Source organism: Rhizobium etli 8C-3, assembly GCF_001908375.1.
In the GTDB taxonomy this organism is placed as follows: domain Bacteria; phylum Pseudomonadota; class Alphaproteobacteria; order Rhizobiales; family Rhizobiaceae; genus Rhizobium; species Rhizobium etli_B.
The window spans coordinates 315,666-341,245 of sequence record NZ_CP017243.1 but is presented as its reverse complement, the minus strand read 5'-3'; the positions used below and the strand labels follow the sequence as shown (position 1 = coordinate 341,245).

22 protein-coding genes and 5 pseudogenes are annotated in these 25,580 nt (G+C 60.1%); 16 read left to right on the top strand and 11 right to left on the bottom strand.

What is annotated here, in order from left to right; all coding sequences use genetic code 11:
* The 6 genes from AM571_RS24190 (at position 1) to fni (ending at position 8,153) form a co-directional block, all read left to right on the top strand.
* Positions 1 to 1,602 (top strand): cytochrome P450, encoded by a 1,602-nt coding sequence (locus tag AM571_RS24190; RefSeq protein WP_004673819.1) that lies wholly within the window; start codon positions 1 to 3, stop codon positions 1,600 to 1,602.
* On the top strand, positions 1,589 to 2,431 hold the full coding sequence (locus tag AM571_RS24185; protein WP_018247209.1) for an SDR family oxidoreductase: 843 nt from the start codon (positions 1,589 to 1,591) through the stop codon (positions 2,429 to 2,431). The genes AM571_RS24190 and AM571_RS24185 overlap by 14 nt, the downstream gene beginning before the upstream one ends.
* A complete protein-coding gene (locus tag AM571_RS24180; RefSeq protein ID WP_018247208.1) occupies positions 2,431 to 3,774 on the top strand; it encodes a cytochrome P450 in 1,344 nt (447 codons plus the stop codon). Before AM571_RS24185 ends, AM571_RS24180 begins: the two co-directional genes overlap by 1 nt.
* A 773-nt stretch (positions 3,775 to 4,547) precedes the next feature.
* A complete protein-coding gene (locus AM571_RS24170) occupies positions 4,548 to 6,101 on the top strand; it encodes a hypothetical protein (protein ID WP_018247207.1) in 1,554 nt (517 codons plus the stop codon).
* The gene (locus tag AM571_RS24165) at positions 6,098 to 7,000 is read left to right on the top strand and encodes a terpene synthase family protein (RefSeq protein ID WP_004671966.1); all 903 of its coding nucleotides are present in this window, start codon (positions 6,098 to 6,100) and stop codon (positions 6,998 to 7,000) included. Before AM571_RS24170 ends, AM571_RS24165 begins: the two co-directional genes overlap by 4 nt.
* The gene (fni, locus tag AM571_RS24160; RefSeq protein ID WP_018247206.1) at positions 6,987 to 8,153 is read left to right on the top strand and encodes a type 2 isopentenyl-diphosphate Delta-isomerase; all 1,167 of its coding nucleotides are present in this window, start codon (positions 6,987 to 6,989) and stop codon (positions 8,151 to 8,153) included. The genes AM571_RS24165 and fni overlap by 14 nt, the downstream gene beginning before the upstream one ends.
* A gap of 188 nt (positions 8,154 to 8,341) precedes the next feature.
* Here the strand turns inward: fni and AM571_RS24155 are convergent, their stop codons facing one another.
* The 4 genes and pseudogenes from AM571_RS24155 to AM571_RS24145 form a co-directional block, all read right to left on the bottom strand.
* Positions 8,342 to 9,271, bottom strand: coding sequence for a polyprenyl synthetase family protein (locus AM571_RS24155; protein ID WP_004671969.1), 930 nt, complete (start codon positions 9,269 to 9,271; stop codon positions 8,342 to 8,344).
* Positions 9,272 to 10,107: 836 nt separating this feature from the next.
* Positions 10,108 to 10,247 (bottom strand): annotated as a pseudogene (locus AM571_RS37090) (IS5/IS1182 family transposase); the annotation flags it as partial.
* 86 nt (positions 10,248 to 10,333) lie between these two features.
* On the bottom strand, positions 10,334 to 10,450 hold the full coding sequence (locus tag AM571_RS36575; protein ID WP_008536526.1) for a transposase: 117 nt from the start codon (positions 10,448 to 10,450) through the stop codon (positions 10,334 to 10,336).
* 32 nt (positions 10,451 to 10,482) lie between these two features.
* Positions 10,483 to 10,758, bottom strand: coding sequence for a hypothetical protein (locus AM571_RS24145; RefSeq protein WP_004671970.1), 276 nt, complete (start codon positions 10,756 to 10,758; stop codon positions 10,483 to 10,485).
* 1,614 nt (positions 10,759 to 12,372) lie between these two features.
* Here AM571_RS24145 and AM571_RS24135 point away from each other — a divergent pair.
* The gene (locus AM571_RS24135; RefSeq protein ID WP_018247203.1) at positions 12,373 to 12,876 is read left to right on the top strand and encodes a helix-turn-helix transcriptional regulator; all 504 of its coding nucleotides are present in this window, start codon (positions 12,373 to 12,375) and stop codon (positions 12,874 to 12,876) included.
* A gap of 512 nt (positions 12,877 to 13,388) precedes the next feature.
* Here the strand turns inward: AM571_RS24135 and AM571_RS24125 are convergent.
* A pseudogene (locus AM571_RS24125) lies at positions 13,389 to 14,068 on the bottom strand (IS481 family transposase); the annotation flags it as partial.
* A 63-nt stretch (positions 14,069 to 14,131) separates the two neighbouring features.
* Between AM571_RS24125 and tnpA the strand changes: the two are divergent.
* The 4 genes from tnpA to AM571_RS24100 all read left to right on the top strand — a co-directional run bounded on the left by tnpA (position 14,132) and on the right by AM571_RS24100 (position 16,877).
* Entirely contained in the window at positions 14,132 to 14,539 is a 408-nt protein-coding gene (gene tnpA / locus AM571_RS38495; protein ID WP_074063725.1) for an IS66-like element accessory protein TnpA, read from the top strand.
* On the top strand, positions 14,536 to 14,970 hold the full coding sequence (gene tnpB / locus AM571_RS24110) for an IS66 family insertion sequence element accessory protein TnpB (protein ID WP_018247201.1): 435 nt from the start codon (positions 14,536 to 14,538) through the stop codon (positions 14,968 to 14,970). The genes tnpA and tnpB overlap by 4 nt, the downstream gene beginning before the upstream one ends.
* A protein-coding gene (gene tnpC / locus AM571_RS24105; RefSeq protein ID WP_100225622.1) for an IS66 family transposase occupies positions 14,946 to 16,578 on the top strand; the annotation gives its coding sequence in 2 pieces (ribosomal slippage) (positions 14,946 to 15,418 and positions 15,417 to 16,578; 1,635 coding nt in all). The genes tnpB and tnpC overlap by 25 nt, the downstream gene beginning before the upstream one ends.
* Positions 16,578 to 16,877, top strand: a complete 300-nt coding sequence (locus tag AM571_RS24100; protein WP_004671980.1) for a hypothetical protein — start codon at positions 16,578 to 16,580, stop codon at positions 16,875 to 16,877. The genes tnpC and AM571_RS24100 overlap by 1 nt, the downstream gene beginning before the upstream one ends.
* Before the next feature lie 27 nt (positions 16,878 to 16,904).
* On the opposite strand, the pseudogene AM571_RS24095 reads toward AM571_RS24100, so the two are convergent.
* A pseudogene (locus tag AM571_RS24095) lies at positions 16,905 to 17,172 on the bottom strand (IS481 family transposase); the annotation flags it as partial.
* A gap of 442 nt (positions 17,173 to 17,614) precedes the next feature.
* On the opposite strand from AM571_RS24095, the gene AM571_RS24090 reads away from it, so the two are divergent.
* The 5 genes and pseudogenes from AM571_RS24090 to AM571_RS24075 all read left to right on the top strand — a co-directional run bounded on the left by AM571_RS24090 (position 17,615) and on the right by AM571_RS24075 (position 22,087).
* Positions 17,615 to 18,121, top strand: coding sequence for a helix-turn-helix domain-containing protein (locus tag AM571_RS24090; RefSeq protein WP_004671987.1), 507 nt, complete (start codon positions 17,615 to 17,617; stop codon positions 18,119 to 18,121).
* A gap of 447 nt (positions 18,122 to 18,568) precedes the next feature.
* A pseudogene (locus AM571_RS38255) lies at positions 18,569 to 18,745 on the top strand (hypothetical protein); the annotation flags it as partial.
* A 42-nt stretch (positions 18,746 to 18,787) separates the two neighbouring features.
* Positions 18,788 to 19,335: pseudogene (locus tag AM571_RS24085) on the top strand (adenylyl-sulfate kinase); the annotation flags it as partial.
* Between the two features lie 158 nt (positions 19,336 to 19,493).
* Positions 19,494 to 20,597 (top strand): histidinol-phosphate transaminase, encoded by a 1,104-nt coding sequence (hisC, locus tag AM571_RS24080; RefSeq protein WP_004671991.1) that lies wholly within the window; start codon positions 19,494 to 19,496, stop codon positions 20,595 to 20,597.
* A gap of 533 nt (positions 20,598 to 21,130) precedes the next feature.
* Positions 21,131 to 22,087 carry an IS481 family transposase gene (locus AM571_RS24075; RefSeq protein ID WP_010030077.1) on the top strand — a complete coding sequence of 319 codons (957 nt, stop codon included), beginning with the start codon at positions 21,131 to 21,133 and terminating at the stop codon, positions 22,085 to 22,087.
* Here the strand turns inward: AM571_RS24075 and AM571_RS24070 are convergent.
* From AM571_RS24070 to nifB, 5 genes are all read right to left on the bottom strand, one after another.
* Positions 22,084 to 23,022 carry an SIR2 family NAD-dependent protein deacylase gene (locus AM571_RS24070; protein WP_004678511.1) on the bottom strand — a complete coding sequence of 313 codons (939 nt, stop codon included), beginning with the start codon at positions 23,020 to 23,022 and terminating at the stop codon, positions 22,084 to 22,086. The genes AM571_RS24075 and AM571_RS24070 overlap by 4 nt on opposite strands.
* A gap of 30 nt (positions 23,023 to 23,052) precedes the next feature.
* A complete protein-coding gene (nifT, locus tag AM571_RS24065; RefSeq protein ID WP_004678514.1) occupies positions 23,053 to 23,265 on the bottom strand; it encodes a putative nitrogen fixation protein NifT in 213 nt (70 codons plus the stop codon).
* 4 nt (positions 23,266 to 23,269) lie between these two features.
* Positions 23,270 to 23,587, bottom strand: a complete 318-nt coding sequence (locus AM571_RS24060) for a nitrogen fixation protein NifZ (protein ID WP_004678515.1) — start codon at positions 23,585 to 23,587, stop codon at positions 23,270 to 23,272.
* A 64-nt stretch (positions 23,588 to 23,651) separates the two neighbouring features.
* Positions 23,652 to 23,858 (bottom strand): 4Fe-4S binding protein, encoded by a 207-nt coding sequence (locus AM571_RS24055; RefSeq protein WP_008536545.1) that lies wholly within the window; start codon positions 23,856 to 23,858, stop codon positions 23,652 to 23,654.
* Positions 23,859 to 23,892: 34 nt separating this feature from the next.
* A complete protein-coding gene (gene nifB, locus AM571_RS24050; RefSeq protein ID WP_004678520.1) occupies positions 23,893 to 25,371 on the bottom strand; it encodes a nitrogenase cofactor biosynthesis protein NifB in 1,479 nt (492 codons plus the stop codon).
* Positions 25,372 to 25,580 lie beyond the last annotated feature (209 nt).

Genomic DNA, 25,580 nt, shown 5'->3' with positions numbered 1-25,580 from the left:
ATGGACGTGCAAGACACCACGGCAGCATGCCACGACGCCTTCGCCGAGCTGGCGTCGCCAGCATGCATCCAAGACCCGTACCCGTTCATGCGGTGGTTGCGAGAGCACGATCCGGTGCACCGCGCGGCGTCGGGCCTCTTTCTGTTGAGCCGCCACGCCGACATCTACTGGGCGTTCAAGGCTACGGGCGATGCGTTTCGGGGGCCGGCGCCATCCGAACTGGCGCGCTATTTCCCGCGTGCGGCGAGCAGCCTGTCGCTCAATCTGCTGGCGTCTACGCTAGCCATGAAGGAACCACCGACGCATACGCGTTTGCGCCGGCTGATTTCGCGCGATTTCACCGTGGGCCAGATCGACAACCTGCGGCCGAGCATCGCGCGCATCGTCGCAGCTCGCCTGGATGGCATGGCGCCCGCACTGGAGCGAGGAGAGGCGGTGGACCTGCATCGGGAATTCGCACTGGCCTTGCCCATGCTTGTCTTCGCTGAATTGTTCGGCATGCCCCAAGACGACGTTTTCGAGCTCTCAGCGATCGTCAGCGCCATTCTAGAAGGCCTGAGCCCGCACGCCAGCGATCCACACCTCGCCGCGGCGGACGTGGCCAGCGCCAGGGTGAAGGCCTATTTCGGCGACCTCATACTGCGCAAGCGCGCCGATCCCCGCCGCGACATCGTGTCGACACTGGTCGGCGCACACACCGACGACGCCGATACGCTCTCGGACGCGGAGTTGATCAGCATGCTGTGGGGCATGTTGCTGGGCGGCTTCGCCACCACTGCTGCGACTATCGACCATGCGGTGCTGGCGATGCTGGCCTACCCCGAGGAGCGGCACTGGCTGCAGGGAGACGCCGCAGGGGTGGAGGCATTTGTAGAAGAAGTACTGCGCTGCGAGGCGCCGGCCATGTTCAGCTCCATTCCGCGTATCGCCCAGCGCGACATCGAACTGCATGGCGTGGTGATCCCGAAGGACGCGGACGTGCGCGTGCTGATCGCGGCCGGCAATCGCGACCCGGACGCTTTCGCTGATCCCGACCGCTTCGATCCGGTGCGGTTCTACGGCACCAGGCCTGGCATGTCGAGCGACGGAAAGATTATGCTGAGCTTCGGCCACGGCATCCACTTCTGCCTAGGTGCTCAACTCGCCAGGGTGCAACTGGCCGAGAGCCTGCCGCAGATCCAGGCTCGCTTCCCCACGTTGGCCTTGGCCGAGCAGCCGACCCGGGAGCCCTCAGCGTTCCTTAGGACGTTCCGCGCGCTGCCGGTGCGGCTGCACGCGCAGGCGGCGGCTGAGGTTCGCGTCGTGGTCGACCAGGACCTGTGCGGAACCACTGGTCAGTGCGTGTTGACGCTGCCGGGCACCTTTCGTCAGCGGGAGCCGGACGGCGTGGCGGAAGTGTGCATGGCGACGGTCCCGCAGGCGCTGCACGCCGCCGTGCGCCTAGCAGCCAGCCAGTGCCCGGTCGCGGCCATTCGGGTGATCGAAAGCGAAGCCGGCGATGACCATTGCACCAACCCCGGCCCTACGCCCTCTCCGGCAGACGCTGAGCGACATGCAGCGAAAGACCTACGCAATCCAGGAGAACATGATGGAACGATTTAAAGGCAAGGTGGCCGTGGTGACCGGCGCCGGCGCCGGGATCGGCAAGGCATGCGCCCTCGCCATCGCGCGCGAGGGCGGCAGAGTGGTGGTGGCCGACATTGATGGCCCCGCTGCCATCGCCTGCACCGCACAGATCGCAGCCGAAGCGGGCCAAGCGCTGGCCGTGGCCATGGACATCGCAGATGCGCAGGCGGTGGCAGAGCTGTTCAAAACGGCGAAGCGGCGCTTCGGTGGGGTCGACGTGCTTGTGAACAATGCGAGCGCCATGCATTTGACTCCGCACGACCGCGCGATCCTCGACCTGGACGTGGCGGTCTGGGACCAGACCATGGCGACCAATTTGCGCGGCACGCTCCTTTGCTGCCGGCAGGCCATCCCACAAATGATCGGCCGTGGTGGTGGCGCGATCGTGAACATGTCATCGTGCCAAGGGCTCAGCGGCGACACCGCACTGACGTCATACGCCGCGTCGAAGGCCGCAATGAACATGCTGTCGGCCTCGCTTGCCACCCAATACGGACACGCGAAGATCCGCTGCAACGCGGTTGCGCCAGGTCTTGTCATGACTGAACGTCTCTTCGCCAAGCTGGACGAGTGCATGCAACGGCATCTACACCGGCACCAGCTCCTGCCGCACGTCGGCCGCCCCGAGGACGTAGCCGCGCTGGTCGCGTTCCTGCTCTCGGAGGAGGCTGCGTTCATCACCGGCCAGGTGGTGTGCATCGACGGCGGCATGTTGGCGCATGTTCCAACCTACGCCGACGGTGGCAACAGCGCGGCTCGGCCGGCCGGTGACGCCGCCGAAGCAACCGCAGCGTCGCATTGGTGATGGACATGCTGCTCAACCCGCTGAACCGCTGGCGCCGGCTACGGGACGACATCCCGGTCATGCCTGGCGCTTTCCCCCTGGTCGGGCATCTCCCCGCCATCGTCTGCGATCTGCCGCGCCTGCTGCGGCGCGCGGAAAGGACCCTAGGCAGCCACTTCTGGCTGGACTTCGGCCCGGCCGGACACCTGATGACATGCCTGGATCCAGATGCGCTCGCATTGCTCCGGCACAAGGAAGTGTCCTCGGCACTGATCGAAGAGATGGCGCCCGACATCCTTGGCGGAACGTTGGTCACTTTGGACGGTAGCGCGCACCGGCAGGCGCGCGATGGGATAAAAGCGGCGTTTCTGCCGAGGGGTCTGACCGAGGCCGGCATTGGCGAGCTGTTCGAACCAATTATTAGGGCTCAGGTCAAGGCGTGGCGCGACCGCGGTGAAGTCGCTATCCTGCCAGACACACGCAACCTGATGCTCAAACTCACCTTCAGTCTCATGGGCATCCCCGCTCAAGACCTGTCGGAGTGGCATCGCAAGTACCGGCAACTGCTGCAATTGATGGTCGCGCCCCCGATCGACCTGCCGGGGATGCCCTTGCGACGCGGCCGCGCCGCCCGCGATTGGATCGACGCGCAGTCGCGCCAGTTCATCCGGGACGCGCGCGCGCGCGCCGCGCGCACCGGGTTGATCAACGACATGGTGAGCGCCTTCGATTGCAGCGATGGCGCGCTCTCCGATGACGTCCTGGTCGCCAATATCCGCTTGCTGCTGCTTGCCGGCCACGAGACCTCCGCCTCGACGATAGCCTGGATGGTGATCGAGCTGGCGCAGCATCCAGAGCTGTGGGACGCCCTGGTCGAAGAGGCGCAACGCGTGGGCGCGGTGCCGACCGGGCACGAGGACCTGGCGCAATGTCCGGTCGCAGAGGCGCTGTTTCGGGAGACGCTACGAATGCATCCGGCTTCCTCGCTCGTACCGCGTCGCGCGATGCAGGAACTACAACTCGGCCAGCGGCGCATTCCTGCGGGCACTCATTTATGCATCCCACTACTGCATTTCTCGACCTCGCCGCTGCTGCACGAAGCGCCCGATCAGTTCCGTCTGGGGCGGTGGCTGCAACGCACGGAGCCGATCCGGCCGGTGGACATGCTGCAGTTCGGTGCCGGCCCACACGTCTGCATGGGCTATCACCTTGTATGGCTGGAGCTGGTGCAGTTCAGCATCGCCTTGGCATTGACCATGCAGGAGGCCGGGGTGCGGCCGCGATTGATGAGCGGCGTCGAAAAAGGCCGGCGCTATTACCCGACCGCACATCCGTCCATGACAGTCCGCATCGGATTCTCATGAGCTGGGATCCTCTGCCCCGTGTCAAGAGGCAGCGGCGAAGACGATGGGCGGCATTGCTGCATTCGGCGCGCGCGCGCGGTGCGACGCCGGCAGCACCGCGGCGGCTCGCCGCTCGCCGCGGCATTCTCTGTCAGGTAGAAGGAGATGAACAACATGCAGAAGGGTTCCACGCTAAACGACGACCGAACTGGCGTTTCCCCGTTCGGCGGATCGGGCGCGCAGGCGTGCGGCGGATTGTTGGTGCGCGCGTCCATAGGCATGGGCGCGCTATGCGCCGTCGCGGAGGATGCCGCGCGTTACGCTGTACCGCGCACTGGATCGCTATCGCGCCTGTTTCGGCCTTGTATTGTAGGTGGTCGAGGATGACATGCCAGCGGATGACGCGACGCTGGGCAAGCCGCCGGCAAGCATGCGGCGGAGAAGAAAGCAACCGGCGTGCCGATCACGAAGCTGCATGCAGCGCCCCAGTCAGTGCCGGGCCTATGGCCAGAGGCCGAGGAAGCCATCACCTCGATGCGCCCGCGTGCGGAGCGGTTGGCGCAGGCCGTGCAGCGGGCCAAAAGGGTATCTGTTCAAGCACGCGCCGTGCGCATTGGCGCCGGTCCGCACGGAGGCGCCGCCGTACCGCTGCGATCGGCCGGCGGCACCGCTAGATGCTACATTGTGTTCGATTCCACGGCGCAGATCGGAGCGGTTGCCCACCGCGGACCGCCGCCAGCATAGGTGCGCTTCGCCGCGCTTCTCGTCAACTGCCTGCAGAGGGAACATCCCGCATGAGTGCGCTGTCCGAACAGATCCTTTCTGAATTGCGCCACTTGCTGAACGAGACGCGCGATGGCGGCAGCGTGAGTCCGTCCGTTTACGACACGGCGCGCGTTTTGCAGTTCAGCGGCAACGTCACCGGTCGGCAGAACGGATACGCGTGGCTCATGGCGCAGCAACAGGCCGATGGCGGATGGGGAAGTGCTGACTTCCCACTGTTCCGCCATGTACCCACGTGCGCGGCGTTGCTTGCATTGCGGCGTGCCGATTCTCTTCCCGGCGCTGCGGACGCAGTTCAGGCTGCAACGCGGTTCCTCGAGCGCCAGCCGGATCCCTACGCGGATGCGGTGCCGGAAGACGCGCCGGTAGGCGCGGAGCTGATCCTGCCGCAGATCTCCGGCGAGGCCACATCCTTGGTGGGCGACGTGGTGTTTCCGCGCTACCCGGCGCTGTTGCCGTTGCGGCAAGCGTGCCTGGTTAAGTTGGGGACGGTGGGACCGCTGCCGAGCGGCCATCCGTTGTTGCACTCCTGGGAAGCCTGGGGGACGTCGCCGACCACGGCATGCCTGGACGACGACGGCAGCATCGGCATCAGCCCGGCGGCAACCGCCGCGTGGCGTGCGCACGCCCTCACACAGGCGAGCGCGCCACAGGTCGAGCGTGCCGACAGGTATCTTCAGGCCGCATCGCGCGCGGCGCGCAGCGGCATCGAAGGTGTCGTTCCCAGCGTCTGGCCGATCAACGTGTTCGAGCCATGCTGGTCGCTGTACACTCTGCATCTGGCCGGGTTGTTTTCGCATCCCGCGCTCGCCGAGGCGGTGCGCGTGATCGTCGCGCAGCTCGATGCCTGTCTGGGCGTGCGCGGTCTGGGTCCGGCCTTGCACTTCGCGGCCGATGCGGACGACACTGCTGTTGCGTTGTGCATCCTGCGCCTAGCAGGACGCAACCCGGCTGCCGACGCGTTGCGCCACTTCGAAATCGGCGGGCTGTTCGTTACCTTCCCCGGCGAGCGCAATGCCTCGGTGTCGACCAACATCCACGCCCTGCATGCGTTCAGACTGTTGGGAAAGCCCACCGCCGGTACCAGCGCTTACCTTGAGGCCAATCGCAACGCGGACGGTCTATGGGACAATGACAAATGGCATGTTTCGTGGCTGTATCCCACCGCGCATGCAATCGCTGCGCTCGCGCAAGGCGCGCCCCAGTGGCGCGACGAGCGCGCGCTGGCGGCGCTGTTGCAGGCGCAGCGCGATGACGGCGGCTGGGGCGCGGGTCGCGCGTCAACATTTGAGGAAACCGCCTATGCGCTGTTCGCGTTGCACGTGATGGATGGGCGCGAAGAGCCGACAGGGCGCGCCCGCATCGCGCTGGCGGTCGCGCACGCGCTGGAGTGGATGCTCGCTCGCCATGAGGCGCATGAATTGCCGCAGACGCCGCTGTGGATCGGCAAGGAATTGTATTGCCCGACCCGGGTCGTGCGCGTGATCGAACTCGCCGGCTTGTGGCTGGCTCTTCGTTGGGGGCGGCGCATCCCGACCGAGGGAGCAGGAGGAATAGCGCAATGATCCCGACCGAAAGCGCGCTGCAGCAAGTACTGGAGTGGGGGCGTTCCCTGACCGGATTCGCCGACGAGCATGCCGTAGAAGCAGTTAGGGGCGGACAGTACATCCTGCAGTGTATCCAACCGAGCTTGCACGATATCAGCGCCCGCACCGGCCGAGATCCGCAGGACGAAAAGCTGATCGTGGCGTTTTATTGCGAGTTGGCGCTACTGTTTTGGCTCGACGATTGCAACGACCTTGGCCTGATCGCGCCGGAGCAGCTGGCCGCGGTGGAGCAGGCGCTGGGGCAGGGCGTGCCATGCGCGGTCCCCGGTTTCGAGGGCTGCGCTGTGCTGCGCGCTTCCCTGGCCGCGCTCGCCTACGATAGGCGCGACTATACTGAGCTTCTAAACGATACCCGGTGCTACTGCGCGGCGCTGCGCGCCGGACACGCGCAGGCGGCGGGGGCTGAACGCTGGTCGTACGCCGAATACTTGCACAATTCCATCGATTCGATCGCCTACGCGAACGTGTTCTGTTGCCTGTCGTTGCTATGGGGGCTGGACATGGCGACCCTGCGCGCGCGTCCGGCGTTTCGCCAGGTGCTGCGGCTCATCTCCACGATAGGGCGCCTGCAGAACGATCTGCATGGATGCGCCAAGGATAGGGCGGCGGGAGAAGCCGACAACGCTGCCATCCTGCTCCTGCAGCGTTATCCGGCTATGCCTGTGGAGGATTTCCTCAACGACGAGCTGGTCGGCCATGCGCGCATGCTGCACCGAGTGATGGTGAAAGAACGCTTTCCTGCACCATGGGGACCGTTAATCGAGGCCATGGCGGTCATTCGCGCGAAGTACTACCAGACCTCGATCAGCCGCTACGGCAACGATGCGGCGGGGGGAGGCCAGCGTGCGCCGGCGTGAACGCGCGGGAGGCGGCGGCGTGCGCGCGGCGCCCTCGGTCCGATCCGACGCAACGCCAACGCCCAATACGGCGGATCGAGCGAGCGGGTGCGACGACGCCCTGACCCGGCGCAAGGACGACCATCTGGACCTCGTGCTGGATCGGCGAACGGCGCCAGCCACGGTCGCTGCCGGCTGGGAGCAAATCCGGTTCGAACACTGCGCACTGCCCGAGCTGGACCTGACGCAGATCGAACTGCGCACATCGCTGTTAGGCAAGCCCATGCGTGCGCCGCTGCTGATCAGTTCCATGACCGGCGGAATGCCACGCGCAGAGGCCATCAATCGGCACCTGAGCGAGGCGGCGCAAGCCTTGGGGATCGCCATGTGCGTCGGTTCGCAGCGCGTGAGCCTGCAATCGCGCAATTCCCAGGGGCTGACGCGCGCCCTACGCCGCCTGGCGCCTGACATTCCCTTGCTGGCCAATATCGGCGCTGCGCAACTGCGCGAGGCCGACGGCCTTGATCTGGCGCGCCGGGCTGTCGATGCGCTGGAGGCTGATGGGCTGATCGTCCATCTCAATCCGCTGCAGGAAGTGCTACAGCCGGATGGCGACCGCGACTGGCACGGCGTACTGGCGCAGGTGGCTCGCGCCGCGCGTAGCGTGGGCGTGCCGATCGTGGCCAAAGAAGTCGGGTGGGGCCTGTCCGCCTCGGTGGCCTGCGCGCTCGTCGAGGCGGGTGTTGAGGTGATTGATGTCGCCGGAGCCGGCGGCACCAGTTGGGCCGCGGTGGAGGGCGAGCGCGCCCGCGATGCCGCCGGCCGTGCAGTGGCGATGGCGTTTGCCGATTGGGGGATCCCGACACCGGCCAGCTTGCAGGCGGTCCGTCGGGCACTGCCAACGGTGAAGCTTATCGCGTCCGGCGGGATCCGCGACGGCGTCGACGTGGCCAAGGCCATTCGCCTCGGAGCGGACATTGCCGGGCAGGCAGCCGGCGTGCTGCCGGCGGCTACGGTATCGACCGAAGCGGTCGTTGCGCATTTCGAGGTCGTCATCCGCCAGTTGGCCGTCGCCTGCTTTTGCACCGGCTCACCTGATCTGGCGACGTTGCGCCAGGCGCGCTTGTTGCCCTCCGCGCACTTGTTGCCCTCCGCGCATCCGCCAGTCGGATGATGCCGGCGTCGCCCGCTCTGTCGGCCGGCCCTCCAAGCTGGTTGCAAAAACCGTTAACGCTAAAGCTAGACCTCTAATCCACCTTGGCCCAGCGGTTCGATGCAGGGAACGAAGTGTTCATGAAGCAGCTGTTGACGATGAAGCGGTAATGATGCCGCCGGCTAGGTTATGCGTACCGTAACTCGGGCTTACAAAGGCGCGCAATCCAGCGCCGTTTGTTGAATCAGACCGGCTTTTCCCGGTCCAGCCACGCCTTTGCAAAGTGCATGATTAAGCCAGTCAACGAAGGACCGTTTTTGAGGGCTGGCAGGAATGGCGTCACCTATCTGTTCGAGATACGCATAAAATCTGGCGGCTGCGCTGTCCAATCCTTGGCCGCGAACGATACTGGGTCGATTCAGCTGCGTGTCCACGGCAGGCAATTTGCCAAGCACTTCTGCGCGGCCGACTGTATCTGCGATGTCGTCGGCGATCTGATACGCGTGCCCGAGCAATTCCCCCACCTTAGACCATGGGGCCGGATCTGCACCACTTGCCAGGGCACCGCAAGTGGCCGCCGCGACAAAGAGGGAGCCGGTCTTGTAATGGTGATAGCGGTCGATTGGGACGTGCGTCATTGCCTCCATCGACTGTCCGGCGATCAGTCCGTGACTGGGGCCGACCGCCTCCGCAACCACCTCGATCATGCGCGCGCCCAACTCAGGTGTTAGCGCAGCCTGCAAGCTGAGGTATTTGAAAGCCATCACAATCAAGGCATCGCCGGTCAAAACGGCGATAGGCTCTCCGAAAAGCCGGTGCACCGTTGGTCTGCCGCGGCGTAGCGCCGCGTTATCGAAGCAAGGCAAGTCGTCATGCACCAACGAGGCACAGTGCAGCAATTCAATTGCTGCCGCGGCTCTTGTCGCCAGCTCAGGATCTTTTTCGCCGCACACATAGGAGACTTTCAAGCAGAGCTTGGGGCGCATCCGGGAGCCCCCTGGAAACACTGCCGCGTCCAGCGCTCCACGCAGGTGAGCCGGCGCAGCCGGACTTAGAGCAGTATCCATGGCAGCTCGCAGTGCTTGCTCGATGAGCTTGTCGCTATCGCCAACCACGTCGGCTTGGTGATTCGAAATCATATCGCATCTCCACTTTTGAGACGAAAACGAAAACGGGCCTAGTCCAACCGGTGCCAAACAAAAGGCCGATTTCGCTGTGTCTCTTCAGGTTCTAGGGCACCGTTAAGTTTAGCGGATTGCGGCGGCCAACATGCGGCACCGGCGTGACCAATGAAACCGTGTGCCAGTGGGAGCCTTAACTCGGCAAGGCGATCTCCCACTGGAATCCCTTGAAGCAGTCTCATTCGCGGCGACATGACATCTGAACGTCGGTTACTTCGATCGCGCGCGAAGAACATTGGCTCCGGCGGAGCTGTCGGCCAGAATGGCATCGCTCTCAACGTCTTGATCCAAAGCTGAAGAGGCTCCCGCGCTGAGCAGTGGCTGGTGACAAAGCTCTTTGGATCGGCTGCACGCCGCCGCGCGTGATGATCGCTGACGAGCTCCGTTCGTACGGTACGACATGCGCGAAGATGGGCCTTACATCTAAAGGTGTTGGTCATCGTCGATAGTAGCCACTGGAGCTTGGACCGGAACCATTGCCGGCAGAGATCTGGGCTCCTACAAGCAATTGGTGTGCCACCAGATCATTGTTAGTGAATGTTTCAATGGCGACAGAAGGCGCCTTCCGGTGCTCCGTGTGTCGGGAGGCGCGGATTATGCCACTCCGCCTAGTATTTGAACAGCGTCAACCTTGCGAGCGATCCGTCCGAAGGCCAACCCAGCATTGGAGTGATTTGGGTTGAGGTCACAATGCACGTCGGCGCTTGCATCATGCCAGCCTGTCAATGTGCGCGATCGCACACGACTGTCAGCTTTGCGTCAATTACGATCGAACCGGTGCTTTTGACGTTTCCGAGGTTACGCTGCCGATAGACCCAGCGTGAGAAGACGACTGAGCCCTTCCAGTTGTTCTTCGGCGCGATGTTGCCGAAGCCTTACACTCGACCGGCTTGGCGAGGATTTCAGCGCTGCCGTAGCCCTTGTCGGCCGGCAGGAAACCGCTTCGAGAAGTCGGTCCCCTACCGCCTTTTGCTAGCGGACTAAAAGGGCGGAGCAGGTGGATCTATACAGCGCTTTCTTTCAAAGCCCTGGTTGCGCCTTGTGTTCGTCAGCGATCAGGAGCGCCTTCGGCTCGACATGCTTGGCGACGGCCGCCCATGCATCCTTGCCGTTCTCGTCCAGGATCACCCGCGTCACCGTTCTGTTCGGTGCATGGCGGTTGGCCTCCCTCAGCGCCAGAACTCACATGCGCTTGCCGTTCTGATTTTCCTTCTTGCGCCCGTCCTTGCGCTCTTCCTTCTTGTCACCTTGCGGAGGACGCCGCCCACATACTTGCCGTCGATCTGCACCGTACCGTGCAGCTTGATCGCATCACGGCGAAGGTCGGCTGCCTCCCGGAGCTTCTGCAGCAGGAAGTAGGCGGTCTTATACTGGACGTTGACCTTGCGGCTCAGATGGAGCGCCGCCATGCCCTTGGCGGCCGTGATCTCCTCCCAGATTGCCATGATGATCTTCTTGAATGAAAGCTTGCGGTTGGCGAAAACCGAAAATTCGGCGCGGCATTCCGGCTCCGAGCATCAGAACGACGACGCCGTACGGCTCCAGGCAGCCACAGCGAGGGCAATATGGCTTCCCGACGTTCTTGGGCCAACGGAAGTCGACGAACAGGCCGTAGGTGTCGTCCTCGGCTGCCCGAAGCCTCTCTCGGGTCAGGCCAGGCGCACTGGTCGTATTTCGAACCTCCGGTCTCCTGCGGAGAAGGCGTCGTAGGAATTCGGTCTCAGGATGGGAATTCGCTCCTGCAGCATGTTCAGGCTTCCGGTCGATACGCGAGACATAAGCAGACAACTCCGTCGTAAGGACGGAAGCGAAAGGTCAGTGCTCTATTCGTATCGATTTGAACATGAAAGGGCCCTTACCAGGAGAACGAAACCACGTTCAGGGGTTAGCACTTTCGTAAGGTTGTCAAACCCGTGCCCTTATATCGGGAGAAAATTCAATGTCTCAGAGCCAGACTACCCAGCGCAATCACTAATCCAGTTCAGTGAATGGGTCCAGATCGTGAGAGCTGTCTTCGGGTGACCGCGCCTCATGACGACTATTAACGACTCCTTCCCAACAATCGAACATCCGCAAGGTAGATTCACGTTCGAGCATCTTGTGCCTACCTCTGTATGCCTTACTGGGCAGGTAACCTTGCCGTTTCAGGCCCTGTCCTGACCTCTGGCCTTAATGATCTTGTTGTTTATTACCTTTTCCCGAGCAGATCAGACGAACACAACGTAGAACTGGTGGTAAAAAGCGCTGATCAGAAAGAAATTAATTTCAGCCGCATCAAGCGAAGGTGTAGCGTCTGCCAACTCGTAATAAAGGCTCATTTCCAGCAAATAAGGGTGCCCTAGAAACAAAAAAGGCCCCCTAAAGAAGCCTTCCCATGGCGTTTCCGCCGAACGCGTGTGCCTTACCGTGGTGTACCGACCTCTAAGGGTGCACCTGCAACAGCGACCTTTCGGAAGCCTCGTTGTCTGCTGCTTACAATGATGTAACCCTCACGGTCGACTATTTCAAGCCCTTTGTGTGGATGCGATAAGGTGGCGGCTTCGTTTAGCAAAGTTCACGTTTGTGGCACTTGCTCCATGATGCCGGAATTTTCAGAGAGCATCGAACCTACACGCTAGCGGGAGCGGTAACTGATATGGGTTCTTGGCTGAGTGATTTCCAGCACGGCGGAGCTTTCCCAGCTAGCCAAATGGGATATCGTGGGACGGGGAAATGGATCGGTTTTCGAGGATTATGTCTTATCGTCCTCAACGAAGACCGCTTAGAAGATGTTGAGCATTGAATGTGAATTTTCGCTCAAATTCGACGCAACCTAGATGATTCAGTGCCGGGTGCGGCCATAGCCGACTCATCTTTCATGGAACTGGGCCACCGGTCTAGCGAGACTGTTTTGAATGCATTCATGAAGCAATTTGGCTAAACTCTCAAATATTTGCTATAACGCAAAAAATGCCCAAAATGGGTATTTAAAACGGTTGTAGTCTGGCGATGGCAAGTGGTTCAAATCGGTTCAGGTTGGCTCAAGTCTACAACGAGTGGCAGGAAAATAGGGACGTGCGGTGACGGAAGATCTAGCAAGCTACAGAAGTTCGAGAGGCCTCGTCAGCACCGCCGATCCGGAGGTTGACAAGGCGATCTATCGAAAGCCAGGTTTCGGCGGCGAAATTACATCGTTGGGTCACATGGAGGAATTGATCAGCGCGTTCCTGAAAAAGACACGCGAAGCGCAGGGCCTGTCCCGCGCAGACGTTGCTCCAATGCTTGGTCTGTCCATCCCTGTATACGGACGCTACGAGCGGGCATTTTCCAAAATGACTGTTACTCGGATGATCCATCTGTGTGAGATTCTTGGCTTCATGCCTATCGATATGATCTTTGAAGCTGCGCCACATCTTTGGGGCCGCACATCGGAGGAGGCCGAGGATTGTCTCACACTGGCGAGGATTCTTAGGAGACTTCCGAACGGCACGACGCGCGATCTTATTCGGCTCCTGCAGCGAATGACCCCCGATGACGACGAGAGCGACAGAGGTATCAGTGATGTAGCGGAGCCCGTGAAGTGAGCTGGGTTTGTCTATGACGCCCCCAGTAGTTAGCAGTATTGGTGATAGCTGTCGCAGCCGACGCGCTGTCGTCGGTGTGCAGACACCCGCAATCTCACAACTTAGTTTTTCACTCGAATTTCCGTCTGATCAACAATACGCGCCGATTGCCCAATTTTTCGATCTTTGGTTGGCGTTGATCTCGCTCGATGCTCGAGCGATTCGTCGGCGAGCGACGCCAAGTCTATTTGCATGCGCTTTGCTTCGACAGTAGGGGCTGTGTTAAACTCCCTCGTTGGGTTTTCCCGCTCAATGCCATGTGGGTATTCGAGCCGCCGGCGCGCATGCTTTGATTTCGATTGCTGAATCTAAGCCCGTCCTCTCCGCGCCTCCGTTCCATCGCGCCGATCCTTTTTGCCATTCGGCTCGGAAATAGCCTTTTGACATCACGATCAGGTTCCGCGAAAACGGGGTCGAGTCGCTGAGACTGGAAACGCTGTTCATGGCTGTCGCCGTTCAGGTAAGGGCATCGCCTAGATGTTTAGTCCCGGCATTTATGGATGGGGTCGATGATGAATCGATCCGGCTCCAAAGTCCATTGTCTGCAGATGAACTCGTAAGGCGTAAGGCCCTTTAGCGTCTTGAGCCGGCGCCCGAAATTGTAGGCGTCGATAAAGTCAGCCAGATGTTTTTTCAACTGCGCATGATCGTCGTAGTGGAAGCGCTTGACGGTCGCCTCCTTGATCGTTCGGTTCATCCGTTCGACCTGTCCGTTGGTCCAGGGATGCTTCACCTTGGTCAGGCGATGCTCGATGCTGTGATCGTCGCAGACCCAATCGAAGATGTGCTGGAAGGCATTTCGATCACAAGCTCGGTTGGTGAACTGAATGCCATTGTCGGTCAAAACGGTGTGAATGGTGTAGGGCACTGCCGTGATCAGATTGCGCAAGAACTGAGCGGCATTCATCTTGCCGGCTTTGGTGTAGAGTTCCGCGAACGCGAACTTGGATGTTCGGTCAATTGCGACAAAGAGATAGAGCTTGCCCTCGGCCGTCTGCACCTCGTCAATATCGATGTGGAAGTAAGCGACCGGATAGCTTTTGAACTTCTTCTTCGGCTCCTTGTCGCCTCTGACCTCCGGCAGACGTGAAATGCCGTGGCGCTGCAAACACCTGTGCAACGACGAACGCGTCAGATGTGAAATGGTCGGCTGATGGTACCCATCCGGCGAAGGCCGTCTGTCCTGACTTGCTGATTGGCTTTAAGTCCATGCCTTATGTTATGCGCTACAATCATTTCCCCCATTGAGGTCTTGTCCGTCGACGATCTTGATCGCCGACGGGATTGGTCGGACGAAGAGAAGGTTCGGATCGTCGAGGAAAGTCTACAAGGCTTTCGGCAAGGCTCGGTGACGGCGCGGCGATATGGATTGTCACGGTCATTGTTGACCCGTTGGCGTTGGGAATACCGTAGTGGTCTTCTGAGCAGTTCCGCTACAACGGGCTTCGTGCCACTTACGATTTCGCCATCGGCGGCGGCATCTTGCGAGGTAGCCTCACGGCTGCGATTTGAAGACGACATGACGATCGAGATCGGCCTGCCGAATGGCCGACGGCTGACGATCCCAGCCTCGCTTGATCCGACCATTCTTGCCCGCCTGTTGCCCGTCGTGGATGGGTCATGATCGCGTTTTCCGCGGGGGTAAAGGTGTGGATCGCGGGCGGGGTGACGGACATGCGTTGCGGCATGAACAGCCTGGCGCTGAAGGTTCAGCAAGGTCTTGGCCGCGATCCTCATGGCGGCGAAGTCTTCTGCTTCCGGGGTCGCAAGGGTGACCTGATCAAGGTCCTCTGGCATGACGGCGTCGGCATGTCGCTTTACCTGAAGCGGCTGGAAGCTGGAAAGTTCATCTGGCCGGTCAGCCAGAATGGCTCCGCCGTGCCTGTATCGTCGGCGCAGCTCGGCTATCTCCTGGAAGGGATCGACTGGCGCAACCCGCGCTGGACGCAGCGGCCTTCGAAGGCAGGCTGGCCGCCTGCATTCCTCTGTTTTTGTTGGGCTTTCGGCATGCGGCATGGTAGCTTTCGGCCATGGATGATGCTGCTTCGGAGATAGCCAGACTGCGCGCCGCGCTTGCGGCATCGGAAGCGCGTGCCGCCTCTGCCGAGGCCGACCTCGCACAGGTGCGCGCGGTCGTGACGACGTCTGAGGCGATGATCCGGCATCTCAAGCTCGAGATCGCCAAGATACGTCGCGAGCAGTACGGCCAGAGCTCGGAGCGCCGCGCCCGGCTGATCGAGCAAATGAAATTGCAGCTCCAAGAACTTGAAGCCGACGCCACCGAAGACGAGATCGCTGCGGAACGCGTGGCGACGAGAATCACAAATGTCTCCGCTTTCGAACGCCGCCGGCCGGCCCGCAAGCCGTTTCCCGAGCACCTGCCGCGCGAGCGCCTGGTCATCGATGCCCCGTCGACCTGCACCTGCTGCGGCTCGCCCCGCATCGTGAAGATGGGCGAAGACATCACCGAGACGCTGGAGATCATTCCGCGCCAGTGGAAGGATCCAGACGGTGCGCGAGAAGTTCACCTGCCGGGACTGCGACAAGATCAGCCAGCCACCGGCCCCCTTCCATGCGACACCACGCGGATGGGCGGGACCCAACCTGCTGGCGACAATCCTGTTCGAGAAGTTCGGCCAACATCAGCCATTGAACCGCCAGGCTGAGCGCTACGCCAGGGAAGGCGTCGCTCTCAGTCTCTCCACACTGGCCGATCAGGTCGGAGCCTGCACGACGGCCCTGCAGCCGATCCATGACCTGATCCGTGCCCATGTTCTGGCCGCCGAACGGCTGCATGGTGACGACACCACCGTGCCGCTTCTGGCCAGGGGAGCAACAAAGCAGGCGAGGCTCTGGACTTACGTCCGCGATGACCGCCCTTTCGCGGGCGGCGCGCCTCCCGCCGCACTCTTCCACTTCTCTCCCGATCGCGAGAAGACCCACCCCAACACGTATCTCGCCGGATGGCACGGCACCCTGCAAGCCGATGCCTATGGCGGCTACAACCACCTCTATCGTGCCGACCGCCGCCCCGCGCTGGTGATCAGCGCACTTTGCTGGAGCCACGCGCGGCGCAAATTCTTCGAACTCGCTGACATCGCCGGCAACGTGCGCAAGGGCAAACCTGCCCACGAGATATCGCCTGTCGCGCTCGAGGCCGTTGCCCGCATCGACGCGCTCTTCGACATCGAGCGCGGCATAAACGGAATGCCTGCCGAGGATAGGCTCGCAGCGAGGCTGCAACATGCTCGCCCGCTCGTCGAAGAACTGCACGATTGGCTCATGGCCCAGCGCGGGCAAATGTCGAAGCACAACCCCGTCGCCAAGGCGATCAACTACATGTTCGAGAAGGAGGGTCGCTGGGAAGCCTTCGCCCGGTTCCTCGACGACGGCAGACTGTGTCTGACGAACAATGCCGCCGAACGAGCCCTGCGCGGCGTTGCTCTCGGAAGAACGGCATGGCTATTCGCCGGCTCCCAGCGTGGAGGCGAGCGTGCCGCTTTCATGTATTCCCTGATCGTCTCGGCAAAGATGAACGATATCGATCCGCAGGCCTGGCTGGCGGACGTGCTCGCCCGCATGCCCAGCCTTCCAGTATCAAGGCTGCCGGAACTATTGCCGTGGAACTGGTCCGCCGTAAGCGCCCGGCAGGTGGCGGCCTGATGGCGCGCCCGACGCATGTCTACACGATCGACTACGTTGCCACGCTGATTGGCGAGAACCTCGAACTCATCCAGGAGGTTGCCAGCAACTCCGACAACATCGACTATGGTGAGATGATCCATGCCCATGACGGCAGCGAAGAGGGCATCACGACCTTCACCGACCGGGGCATCGAAAGCTTGAAGGAGTTCCTCGCCGATATCCGCACCTGGGAAGGAGGTGTTCGGCAGTTCCTTGTCGACGAGCAATGCGATCGCGACAAGATCGAACGCATCATGGCAGACGAGCCGAAATCATAAGCCCTCGCGGCCTTCGCCGGATGGATACGGCTGATGAGCGTAGAGGCAATCATCGAGCGGCAGCAACGTGTGCCGGCGGAAGGCGACGATAGCGGCCTCTTCTTCGAGGGAAAGGGTCGTCGAGTGTGGGTCCTTGGGCCTGTAGGAAGGTCGACCAACGATGTCCGCTTCTTCCATTTCGCCACGGTTTTCTGGTTGATCCCGTATCGCTTCGAAAGCGTTCTCAGGCTCTCTTCACTATTGCTCGACGGATTGCCTCTGTCGTCGTGGCGCTCCCGTGTAGAACCTGGCCCATAGTGCTTCCCTCCATGCCAAGGAAAATATTGCACCATCAAATGCCGGAACCAAACACCAGAGCAGCCAGCGCGCGGAGCCGTGATTGGTTTGCCGTGAACCGAGAGCTCCGCGTGCAGGACAAAAGGCCACCATGCCCGCACACGACGTCCCGGGAGCTAGACGAGGAAATGAAGCGACCGTTATCACCAAAATCACTGAGGGTCATAGCCAATTTGGCGCAAGTGGATAATCCTTGCGTGAAGCGATTTCGGTGTGATCTATGTGTATGTACTTGCAATCACTGATATATTTTGGTGAACGATAGCTATCGGGTGAGGTCCGCGTGGCCCAAAATGCGCCAAATGAGATCGAAACGAAACATTGGTGGTTCCAAGCACATCACTTTCCGTATAAAGAGCTTCGGCGCATTTACCTCAGTCGGAGCAATGTCAGGACCACCATTGAAGCAATGGATTAATGAACTCGGTTTGCAACAAGTCGATGATCCAGGCATAGACAAGCCGGTCTATCGAAAACCTTTTGACGGACGGATTGCACTTAGCGCCGAACTCGAAAACTTGATCAGCATCAGCCTTCGCGAAGCCCGCGATAAGCGAAAACTCCCGCGCTCGAAACTGGCGCCCTTGCTTGGCATCACTAAGCAGGTCTACGGCCGGTACGAAAATGGAGTATCCCGCTTGACCGTGAGCCGACTGATTCATCTGTGTGAGGTTTTGGATGCCACTCCGGAAGAAATTATCGCCCCGGCGGCACCTTATCTTTGGGGCGAAACGGAAACCAAAGCGGTTCTGCTGCTGGCTACTATCGTGAAGTTGCGGACTTTCGATGAAGAGATCTTGCAAGATATTTTCAGCTTACTAAGCCGCATAGACGAGACCGGTAGCGATAGCGGCGATCGTGCCATGAAAGTCGCGTCTACCAGCGCCACTGCAGACGATCGCGAATAGGACGTAGATCGCTAGCTTCAATAAACAGAACGTGCGTCCCTGATGAAGTTCCATCAGAAACCGCGACCAACCGCTCGCGCCGTTGCAGGTTGCCGAAGCGAGCTTTGCGCAGGCGGTTAGGACTAGCTGGCGACCGTTCATCGCCACTCCGGGACATAGGTGGGTAAACCGGGGAGGGCGCAGTTGGGTCAACTGGTCCAACGTATCCCTGCTTTCGGCCGCTGGAGGGGACGCGCGGTCGTCTTTACGCCGCGAGTGCCAGGGAGGTCACGTCAAAGTCTAAGAAACCCGTATATTCGACATACAAAGCATCGATAATTCCATTCATACAATCCATTTTACCAATCTCCCGTGATGATGCATTAGGAATGATCTCAGACGCGAGTGACGGCGAAACATTTGACGATCCGGACTGGCTATAGCGCGAACCCGAGCAACGGCGCCGACATGCATCGGGGTGGCCACTGCTTCGATCGCACAGTGCGTGCTTCAAAAACAGCAGCAGGAAATACCAAAGGAGGTCTTTGCATGCGTTCTGAGGTGCGGTGGAAGCTGTGCTGGGAAAACGAGCTGGAACTCATCGACCACGTCGATCCTCCCGAGCTCTTTCGCAAAGCCCAAGGGCCGACCGGGGTCTTCAATTTCAGTGGCAGCCAAAGCTGGGCAAGGCGCGCCGACAACCTGCATTGGCAGGCGACCGACGCTGACAAGGGCGCGCGCGGCGATGAAGAGTCAGCAGCCAGCCGTCCTCCTTTTGTTCACTGGACTTTCCGGCTCCGGCAAGTCGACAATCGCCAATGCGCTCGACCGGCTGCTGCATGCCCACGGGAAGCACACCTACATCCTCGACGGCGACAACGTGCGCCACGGGCTCAATCGCGACCTGGCTTCAATCAACCCGATCGCGTCGAGAACATCCGCCGCGTTGCCGAGGTCGCCGAGCTGATGGAGGAGGGGAGCTTATTGAAATCCTCGTCGACACGCCGCTTGAGGAATGCGCGCGACGCGATCCGAAGGGGCTTTATCGGAAGGCGCTCGCCGGCAAGATCGCCAATTTCACCGGCGTTTCCTCGCCGTACGAAATCCCTGAGGGCGCTGAATTACATCTCGAAACGGTTGGCCACGACCCTGCGGCGTTGGCGTTTGAGATCGAACAGTTCCTCGAAAGGCGAATGGAGCAAGTGACGCATGAGTGTGAGAGTGGGGAGGCTTGACCATTGGCGGCTTGAAGCGGCCGCGGCGGTCCCTGGCCTATCAACTACGCGGCGACCGTAGCAGCCCGCAGGCGGGCCGCGCCAACGTCCGATGTGGCTTCAACAGGAGACAGCCGATCACGCGCTCACGACTCGGCTTACTGAAACGGAGAAAAGATATGGCTGATGCAAAGCTGCAAGCCGTGCTTTCGGCTCTTTCGCCGATGGCGAGACAGCTAAATGCGCTACCCTCCAATCAACCGGGGCGAGATGCGAACTGCGTTAAACTAAACACGAATGAGAATCCGTTTCCGTTGCCGATGATGGTGATGCAAAGTGCGCTGGCGGCCCTCGAACGGCATTATCTGTATCCCGAAGATGACAATCTGAGCTTGCGCGACGCAGCCGCCAGCGCGTATGGCCTCTCCCAGGATCAGGTGGTCGCCGGGAACGGCTCGTCGGAGCTGCTTGGGCTCATCTACAGAGCATTCCTCGACCCGGGAGATAGCGTTGCGATGATATCGCCAGGTTTTTCCTTTAACCGCAAACTGGCCAAGTTGCAGGGTGCCAGATTTCTCGAAATCGAATGGGGCGAGTCTTATTCTCTGCCAATCGAGCAGCTGCTTCTTGGTCCAGCAAAAGATGCAAAATTCATACTGCTGGCCAATCCGAACAATCCAACGGGAACCTTCGTTCCGGTGGCTGAAATCGACCGCCTCGTCGCGCAATCGGACCAGTTGATAGTGGTGGATGAAGCGTATGTCGACTTTGCACCCGATGATGCCCTGCGCCTTGTCGATCGTCATCCAAACCTTCTAGTATTGAGAACACTTTCGAAAGGCTTTGCAGCCGCGGGAATTCGCGTCGGTTTCGGCTTTGGTCATCCTGAACTTATTGGGAGGCTACGCAACCTGCAAAATGTCTTTAACATGAACGTGATCGGCCATGCGGTGGGCATTAGTATCCTTTCGCACCGCGCCGACTACGACGAGAACCACAGATATATTAAACATGAAAGACACAGAACGACCACTGCCTTGTCTCAATTGGGCTTTTCTGTCATTCCCTCCCACACAAACTTTTTGCTAGCTCGGGTGCCACCCGGACGAGATGGCAAATGGTGGCAAGCGTCTTTGGATAGGCAGAACATACTTGTAGCCGTCTTTCCCGATGCCGGTTTGGAAAATTTTATCCGCGTCAGCATCGGCACCAGAACCCAAATGGACGGGTTCCTTTCAGCCGCCAGGGACATCATTTCTGGAAGTATGAAGACGCAGAGCTAGGCGGTTAGAATTATTGGCCACACTGCTTGTCACTTGGAAACACCAGGTATCGAAGTCCATATTGTGGGATAAAGATCACAAATAAGCGCAAGACCGTAAAGCGTGTGCCGTCTCGATCCCGTTGATTACGCGTGTTATTGGCGCACGAGTGGAGCACCCGGTGGCCGATGCGAGGCTTATTTCTGGCGATTCCGGCCGCGGCTCTGCCGCTGTATTGGGAATGGTTTAGGTTTCTTCATAATCGGTCCTTCGCATTGACATTGAGCGAACAGTAATCTGCGGTCGTCGCCGATCTTCCGTCGATCACCTGCGACAGAACCTCGATCCGCTAAAGATCACGCTCGCTCATCGCCATTGATCCCACCCGCAATCCCCTACGCCAGCAAACGTGGGCAGTATGGCATTCGAACTTGGCAGAAACAGAACTTTTTCAATCTGCGGCACTCTAGCTGTGAGCTTCCAATAGGTTGTCCATTCGATCCGGACCGGGAAAGCTGAGGTTGTCGAAGCTTCAGTGATTCTCGGGGGACCGAATGGACATCCATATGAATGCCCGCCTCACGCCGCTCAGTCGAGCGGTAATTGCGCACCGCGTGCTGATGGAAGGACAGCGACCGATGGCCGTCGCTGCGGCTTTCGGCGTCTGCGTGAAGACTGTCTATAAGTGGGTAAGGCGCTATCGACGGGAGGGCGAGGCCGGTCTCAATGATCGCAGTTCCCGACCGCACCGCCTGTATCATCCGACCTCGCAGGCCACCGCCGCCCGGATCGAGACGTTACGCCGCCTGCGCATGACCGGCCAACACATCGCCAAGGAGACGGGTGTCTCGCCAGCCACAGTCAGCCGCATCCTCAAGCGCCTTGGCCTGAACAAGCTCAAGGCCTTGGCCCCGGCTGAGCCGGTGCGGCGCTACGAACGCGACCAGCCCGGCGAACTCATCCATATCGACATCAAGAAACTCGGCAAATTCAACCGAACCGGCCACCGCATCACCGGCGATCGCACGGGGCAGAGCAACAGCCGCGGCATCGGTTGGGAATACGTCCATCTGGCCATCGACGACCACTCACGCCTGGCCTATTTGGAAATATTACCCGACGAGACGCGACGCTCCTGTCTGCGCTTTCTCTTCAATGCTTTGCGCTTCTTCAAAGCCCATGGCGTCAAGGTCCAGCGCGTCATGACCGACAACGGCACAAGCTTCCGTTCCCATCGATACGCCAAGGCGCTGCGGCGGCTCAGCATCAAACACATCCGCACCAAACCCTATACGCCGAAGACAAATGGTAAGGCCGAACGCCTCGTCCAGACCGCACTGCGCGAATGGGCATATGCCAAGGCCTACGAAACCTCGCAGCAGCGCGCCGCCGACCTGCCGCTCTGGCTCCACCGTTACAATTGGCATCGCCCGCACGGCAGCCTACAATCCAAACCGCCCGTCAGTAGCCTCGGCCTGATCAAGGACAACCTGTTGAGGCTCCACATCTAGCCGCTACAGAGATTCGAAGCGGGAGCCGTGCGGCCATGGTCACCATCCGCCTTGCTACCAAATGGTACAAGCAGAGCCGCGGCTTCGCCGATCGGCAGGTCGACCACCGTGATTCCGCTTGCTGCAAGGAAACGGCGCTCGTTTTTGGTAAGGCCTTCCGCATCAAGTACTGCAAAGTGGGGGCCGTGAGAGCGCTTGATGATCTGTCGAGCGTAGATCCGGAGCATCTGATCGTTGAAGCGGCAGCCAATGAAAAGAAAACCGCGATCTATACGCCGTTCTTTCACCATTCCAGGTATTGGCGTCTGGATATCGATTTCGGTTAGGACTTCCACGTAATCGGAATCGGACACCAGAAAGTTCGAAGCTGGTATAACACTGCCGTACGGCGCATAGAGGACCGTCTTTGGCGCTGCGACGCATTCGACGTCTCTCCCGGACAGATCGTAAGTTTTTGTCCAAATGTCGCCGCCGCCGTTTGCACGCGTGACGCCCTGAATCTCGACGACATCCGTTCGACCGGTCTTCGCGAAAGCCGCACGCATTGTCCCGTCGTACCAACCGTCGACGATAAGGGAGAGCGGCAGCGTTGCGAGCCAGTCGTGGAGGGCGGTCGGCGCCACGGGTGCTCCAAATATTTCTGCCATCCAGGCCTGAAGCGTCCGGCGATGCCGTCGCTGTTCAATAAACTGCGCGACTGACCACATATTGCTGCGTATCCTGGAAGGGGCAGGTGTGCGTTCGTTGAGTGCCGCGGAGACGGCTTCCGGGGTGTCCGGTACAGGTGGTTCCGTGGATTGCAGCCGAAGGAGATCCGGACCGAGATAGGGAACGATCCGATCCGCAGCGAGCGCTTCCTGAAGCAGCCTAAGTCTTTTTTCGGCGTCACCGTTGCGAATGATCAGGAGACGGTCCGAGGTCAAAATTTTATTCATGCTGTTTTCTCTTACCTCTCGTTTGCAGCATCAGTCCTCGTCAGGAATCTTCCTTGCGTGGACGGTGATCGGCAGAGGCGTATCCCGCGATAGCTTGGGCAAGACGAGTCTCCAGCCGTTCCTGAGAGTGATCGTGCCGCCCCACATGTCATCAGCCTCGACATCTACGATCGGCTCTTCGAGATCTTTCTTTGGTACGTAAGCCGACAAGCCGGCGCTCGTTCTCCGAATCATTATCTTCATGTCGCTATTCCTCCGTTGGGGGCCCCGCGATTTCAGCAGCGCCGCAAGCAGCGGCGTTGTCTAGACTCGTCAGTTCACGGGCACGCATGCCGACGATAGTGCCACGTTCGACCCATTCGACGGCATAGATGTAAAACTGCTGGAGAAAGGTGCCGATGTCGCGCACATAGCCTTCGTCGCCCTTCCGCACCAAATTTTCCCCAATTTTTTTGCCAGCATAGGTGCCGTCATTCTTTACGTGAAGTCTGGCCCGCACCCGCTCGCCGGGTGTAAATCGTGGAGGCCTGTGGATTTCGACCTCCTGTTCACGTCCAAGGCCCATGGGCATTCCTCCTTGCAGGATATCATTGAAGGCTTCTCCGCAGGAGCCCCGACCATGCTGAAGGTCAAATCGCAGGTGCGGCGGGGACGCAGGTCTTCGGCACGGGGCAAACCTCCGCGCATTGCTGCGTTTCGAAGGTACCCTTGCATTCGGTGCATTTTTCCGGGTCGATAACGTAGATCTCACCTTTGAACCTGATCGCACCGGAGGGGCATTCGAACTCGCAGGCACCGCACTGGGTGCATTGGGACGCTATGATCCTGAAGGCCATTTTTAAACTCCTGAAGATGTTGGATTAAGAGCGCTCACGCCGTCGCCGCTTGTGGTTCGACGCCAAACTTGGCGGCGTAGAGGGTGCCGATGGCGGTCTCGATGTAGTCATAGCAATAAGCATCCGTTGCCCGAACCCCGGCCTCCATGAGCTTAGTCTTAGGGCACTCCCCGATCTTGGCGCATAGCACGACGTCAATACCGACCAGCGCAGTTATGATGCCGTCGAGGGTGGCTTCCTCGCCCCTGCCTCCGAGGCAATACTGTTCGATCTTGCGATGCCCGACGTAGGTGATGCCTCTCGACGAAGCTTCGTATACTTGGAACTCCTTCGCATGGCCGAAGTGCTCGTTGATGCGACCGCCACCCTTTGTCGCGACCGCGACGTGGAGGGACCCATCGCCGGCTGCTTTGACTGTCTCGATTGCCTCGCTCTTGGCGGTCGCGTGATCGCCGCGTTCGCGGGCGATCACTTCCCGATAGGCCTCGCGCTTACGGGCGTCATAGGTGATCTCTCCGGGAAGCTGGTCGAGTGCGAACTCCTGGCCCCGATCATCCCCAAGCAGGCCGACGGCATCGGCCCTACATTGCCGGCAATGGCGCATTAGCTTTGCGCCGCCTTCGAGACGATCCTGGAGCGCCTTCAATTCGAGCGCCCGCGGGCCGCGCTGTCCGGTCAAGCCGTAGTAGGTGCCATGGGCCGGATCGGAAATAAGCGGCATGACGTTGTGCAGGAACGCCCCCCGCTCCTTGACCCATTTATTTACCTCGACCAGGTGTTCGTCGTTGACACCAGGAATCATCACCGAATTGACTTTGGTGATGATGCCGCACGCGGTCAGCATCTCCAGGCCCACCATTTGCCGCTCGTGCAGAATTCTGGCAGCTTCGATGCCGGTGTAACGACGGTTGCGGTAAAAGATCCAGGGATAGATCTCTGCGCCGATTTCAGGGTCAACCATGTTGATCGTAATTGTCACGTGATCGACATTCATGTCGACAAGTTCGGCGACGTGATCCGGCAGCGCAAGCCCGTTGGTGGAGATGCACAGCTTGATGTCGTGGATCTCCCCCGCAACTCGTTCGAACGTTTCCTTTGTCTTCTTCCAGTCGTAACAGGCATCGCCCGGTCCGGCGACACCCAGCACGGAAAGCTGCGGCACTTCGTTGGCGACGGCAATGACCTTGCGCAGCGCCTGGTCTGGCGTCAACTTTTCCGAGACGACCCCAGGGCGGCTTTCGTTGGCGCAGTCATATTTACGATTGCAATAGTTGCACTGGATATTGCAGGCTGGTGCGACCGCGACATGCATGCGCGCGAAATAATGGTGAGCCTCTTCTGAATAGCAGGGGTGGTTTTTGATCTTCGCCCAGATAGCCTGGTCCACGTCGGCCGGTTTTGTGGACACGCCACATGACGAGGATGTGCAGCCACTCGGTTTCGCGGTCGCCAGCAATTGATCCAAGGATGTCGTGCTGGTCGCACTTTCAAGCGAAATCATCGGTGCGGACATTGAGTGCTCCGTTGCTAGTTGACGTCGCCTTTCAAAACGCAAAAGCCATGCCATCCCAAGGACGGGATTTGCTTTAAGAATTTGCGTTTATTGCTCTATTCCGACCGTGTTCGGACACAGACTTGTCAAGCTTCCGACAGTCGACAAAAGAGTTGTCCGTAAGCCACCAAACCAGGCATTGGAGATCGAGAAGGTCCAACATCACCCAG

Bases quoted from the DNA above. Each gene is read 5' to 3' on its own strand.
- AM571_RS24190 (WP_004673819.1), top strand. From the start codon at position 1: ATGGACGTGCAAGACACCACGGCAGCATGCCACGACGCCTTCGCCGAG.
- AM571_RS24185 (WP_018247209.1), top strand. From the start codon at position 1,589: ATGGAACGATTTAAAGGCAAGGTGGCCGTGGTGACCGGCGCCGGCGCC.
- AM571_RS24180 (WP_018247208.1), top strand. From the start codon at position 2,431: ATGGACATGCTGCTCAACCCGCTGAACCGCTGGCGCCGGCTACGGGAC.
- AM571_RS24170 (WP_018247207.1), top strand. From the start codon at position 4,548: ATGAGTGCGCTGTCCGAACAGATCCTTTCTGAATTGCGCCACTTGCTG.
- AM571_RS24165 (WP_004671966.1), top strand. From the start codon at position 6,098: ATGATCCCGACCGAAAGCGCGCTGCAGCAAGTACTGGAGTGGGGGCGT.
- AM571_RS24155 (WP_004671969.1), bottom strand. From the start codon at position 9,271: ATGATTTCGAATCACCAAGCCGACGTGGTTGGCGATAGCGACAAGCTC.
- AM571_RS24145 (WP_004671970.1), bottom strand. From the start codon at position 10,758: ATGGCAATCTGGGAGGAGATCACGGCCGCCAAGGGCATGGCGGCGCTC.
- tnpA (WP_074063725.1), top strand. From the start codon at position 14,132: ATGTTATGCGCTACAATCATTTCCCCCATTGAGGTCTTGTCCGTCGAC.
- tnpB (WP_018247201.1), top strand. From the start codon at position 14,536: ATGATCGCGTTTTCCGCGGGGGTAAAGGTGTGGATCGCGGGCGGGGTG.
- AM571_RS24100 (WP_004671980.1), top strand. From the start codon at position 16,578: ATGGCGCGCCCGACGCATGTCTACACGATCGACTACGTTGCCACGCTG.
- hisC (WP_004671991.1), top strand. From the start codon at position 19,494: ATGGCTGATGCAAAGCTGCAAGCCGTGCTTTCGGCTCTTTCGCCGATG.
- AM571_RS24075 (WP_010030077.1), top strand. From the start codon at position 21,131: ATGGACATCCATATGAATGCCCGCCTCACGCCGCTCAGTCGAGCGGTA.
- AM571_RS24070 (WP_004678511.1), bottom strand. From the start codon at position 23,022: ATGAATAAAATTTTGACCTCGGACCGTCTCCTGATCATTCGCAACGGT.
- nifT (WP_004678514.1), bottom strand. From the start codon at position 23,265: ATGAAGATAATGATTCGGAGAACGAGCGCCGGCTTGTCGGCTTACGTA.
- AM571_RS24060 (WP_004678515.1), bottom strand. From the start codon at position 23,587: ATGGGCCTTGGACGTGAACAGGAGGTCGAAATCCACAGGCCTCCACGA.
- AM571_RS24055 (WP_008536545.1), bottom strand. From the start codon at position 23,858: ATGGCCTTCAGGATCATAGCGTCCCAATGCACCCAGTGCGGTGCCTGC.
- nifB (WP_004678520.1), bottom strand. From the start codon at position 25,371: ATGTCCGCACCGATGATTTCGCTTGAAAGTGCGACCAGCACGACATCC.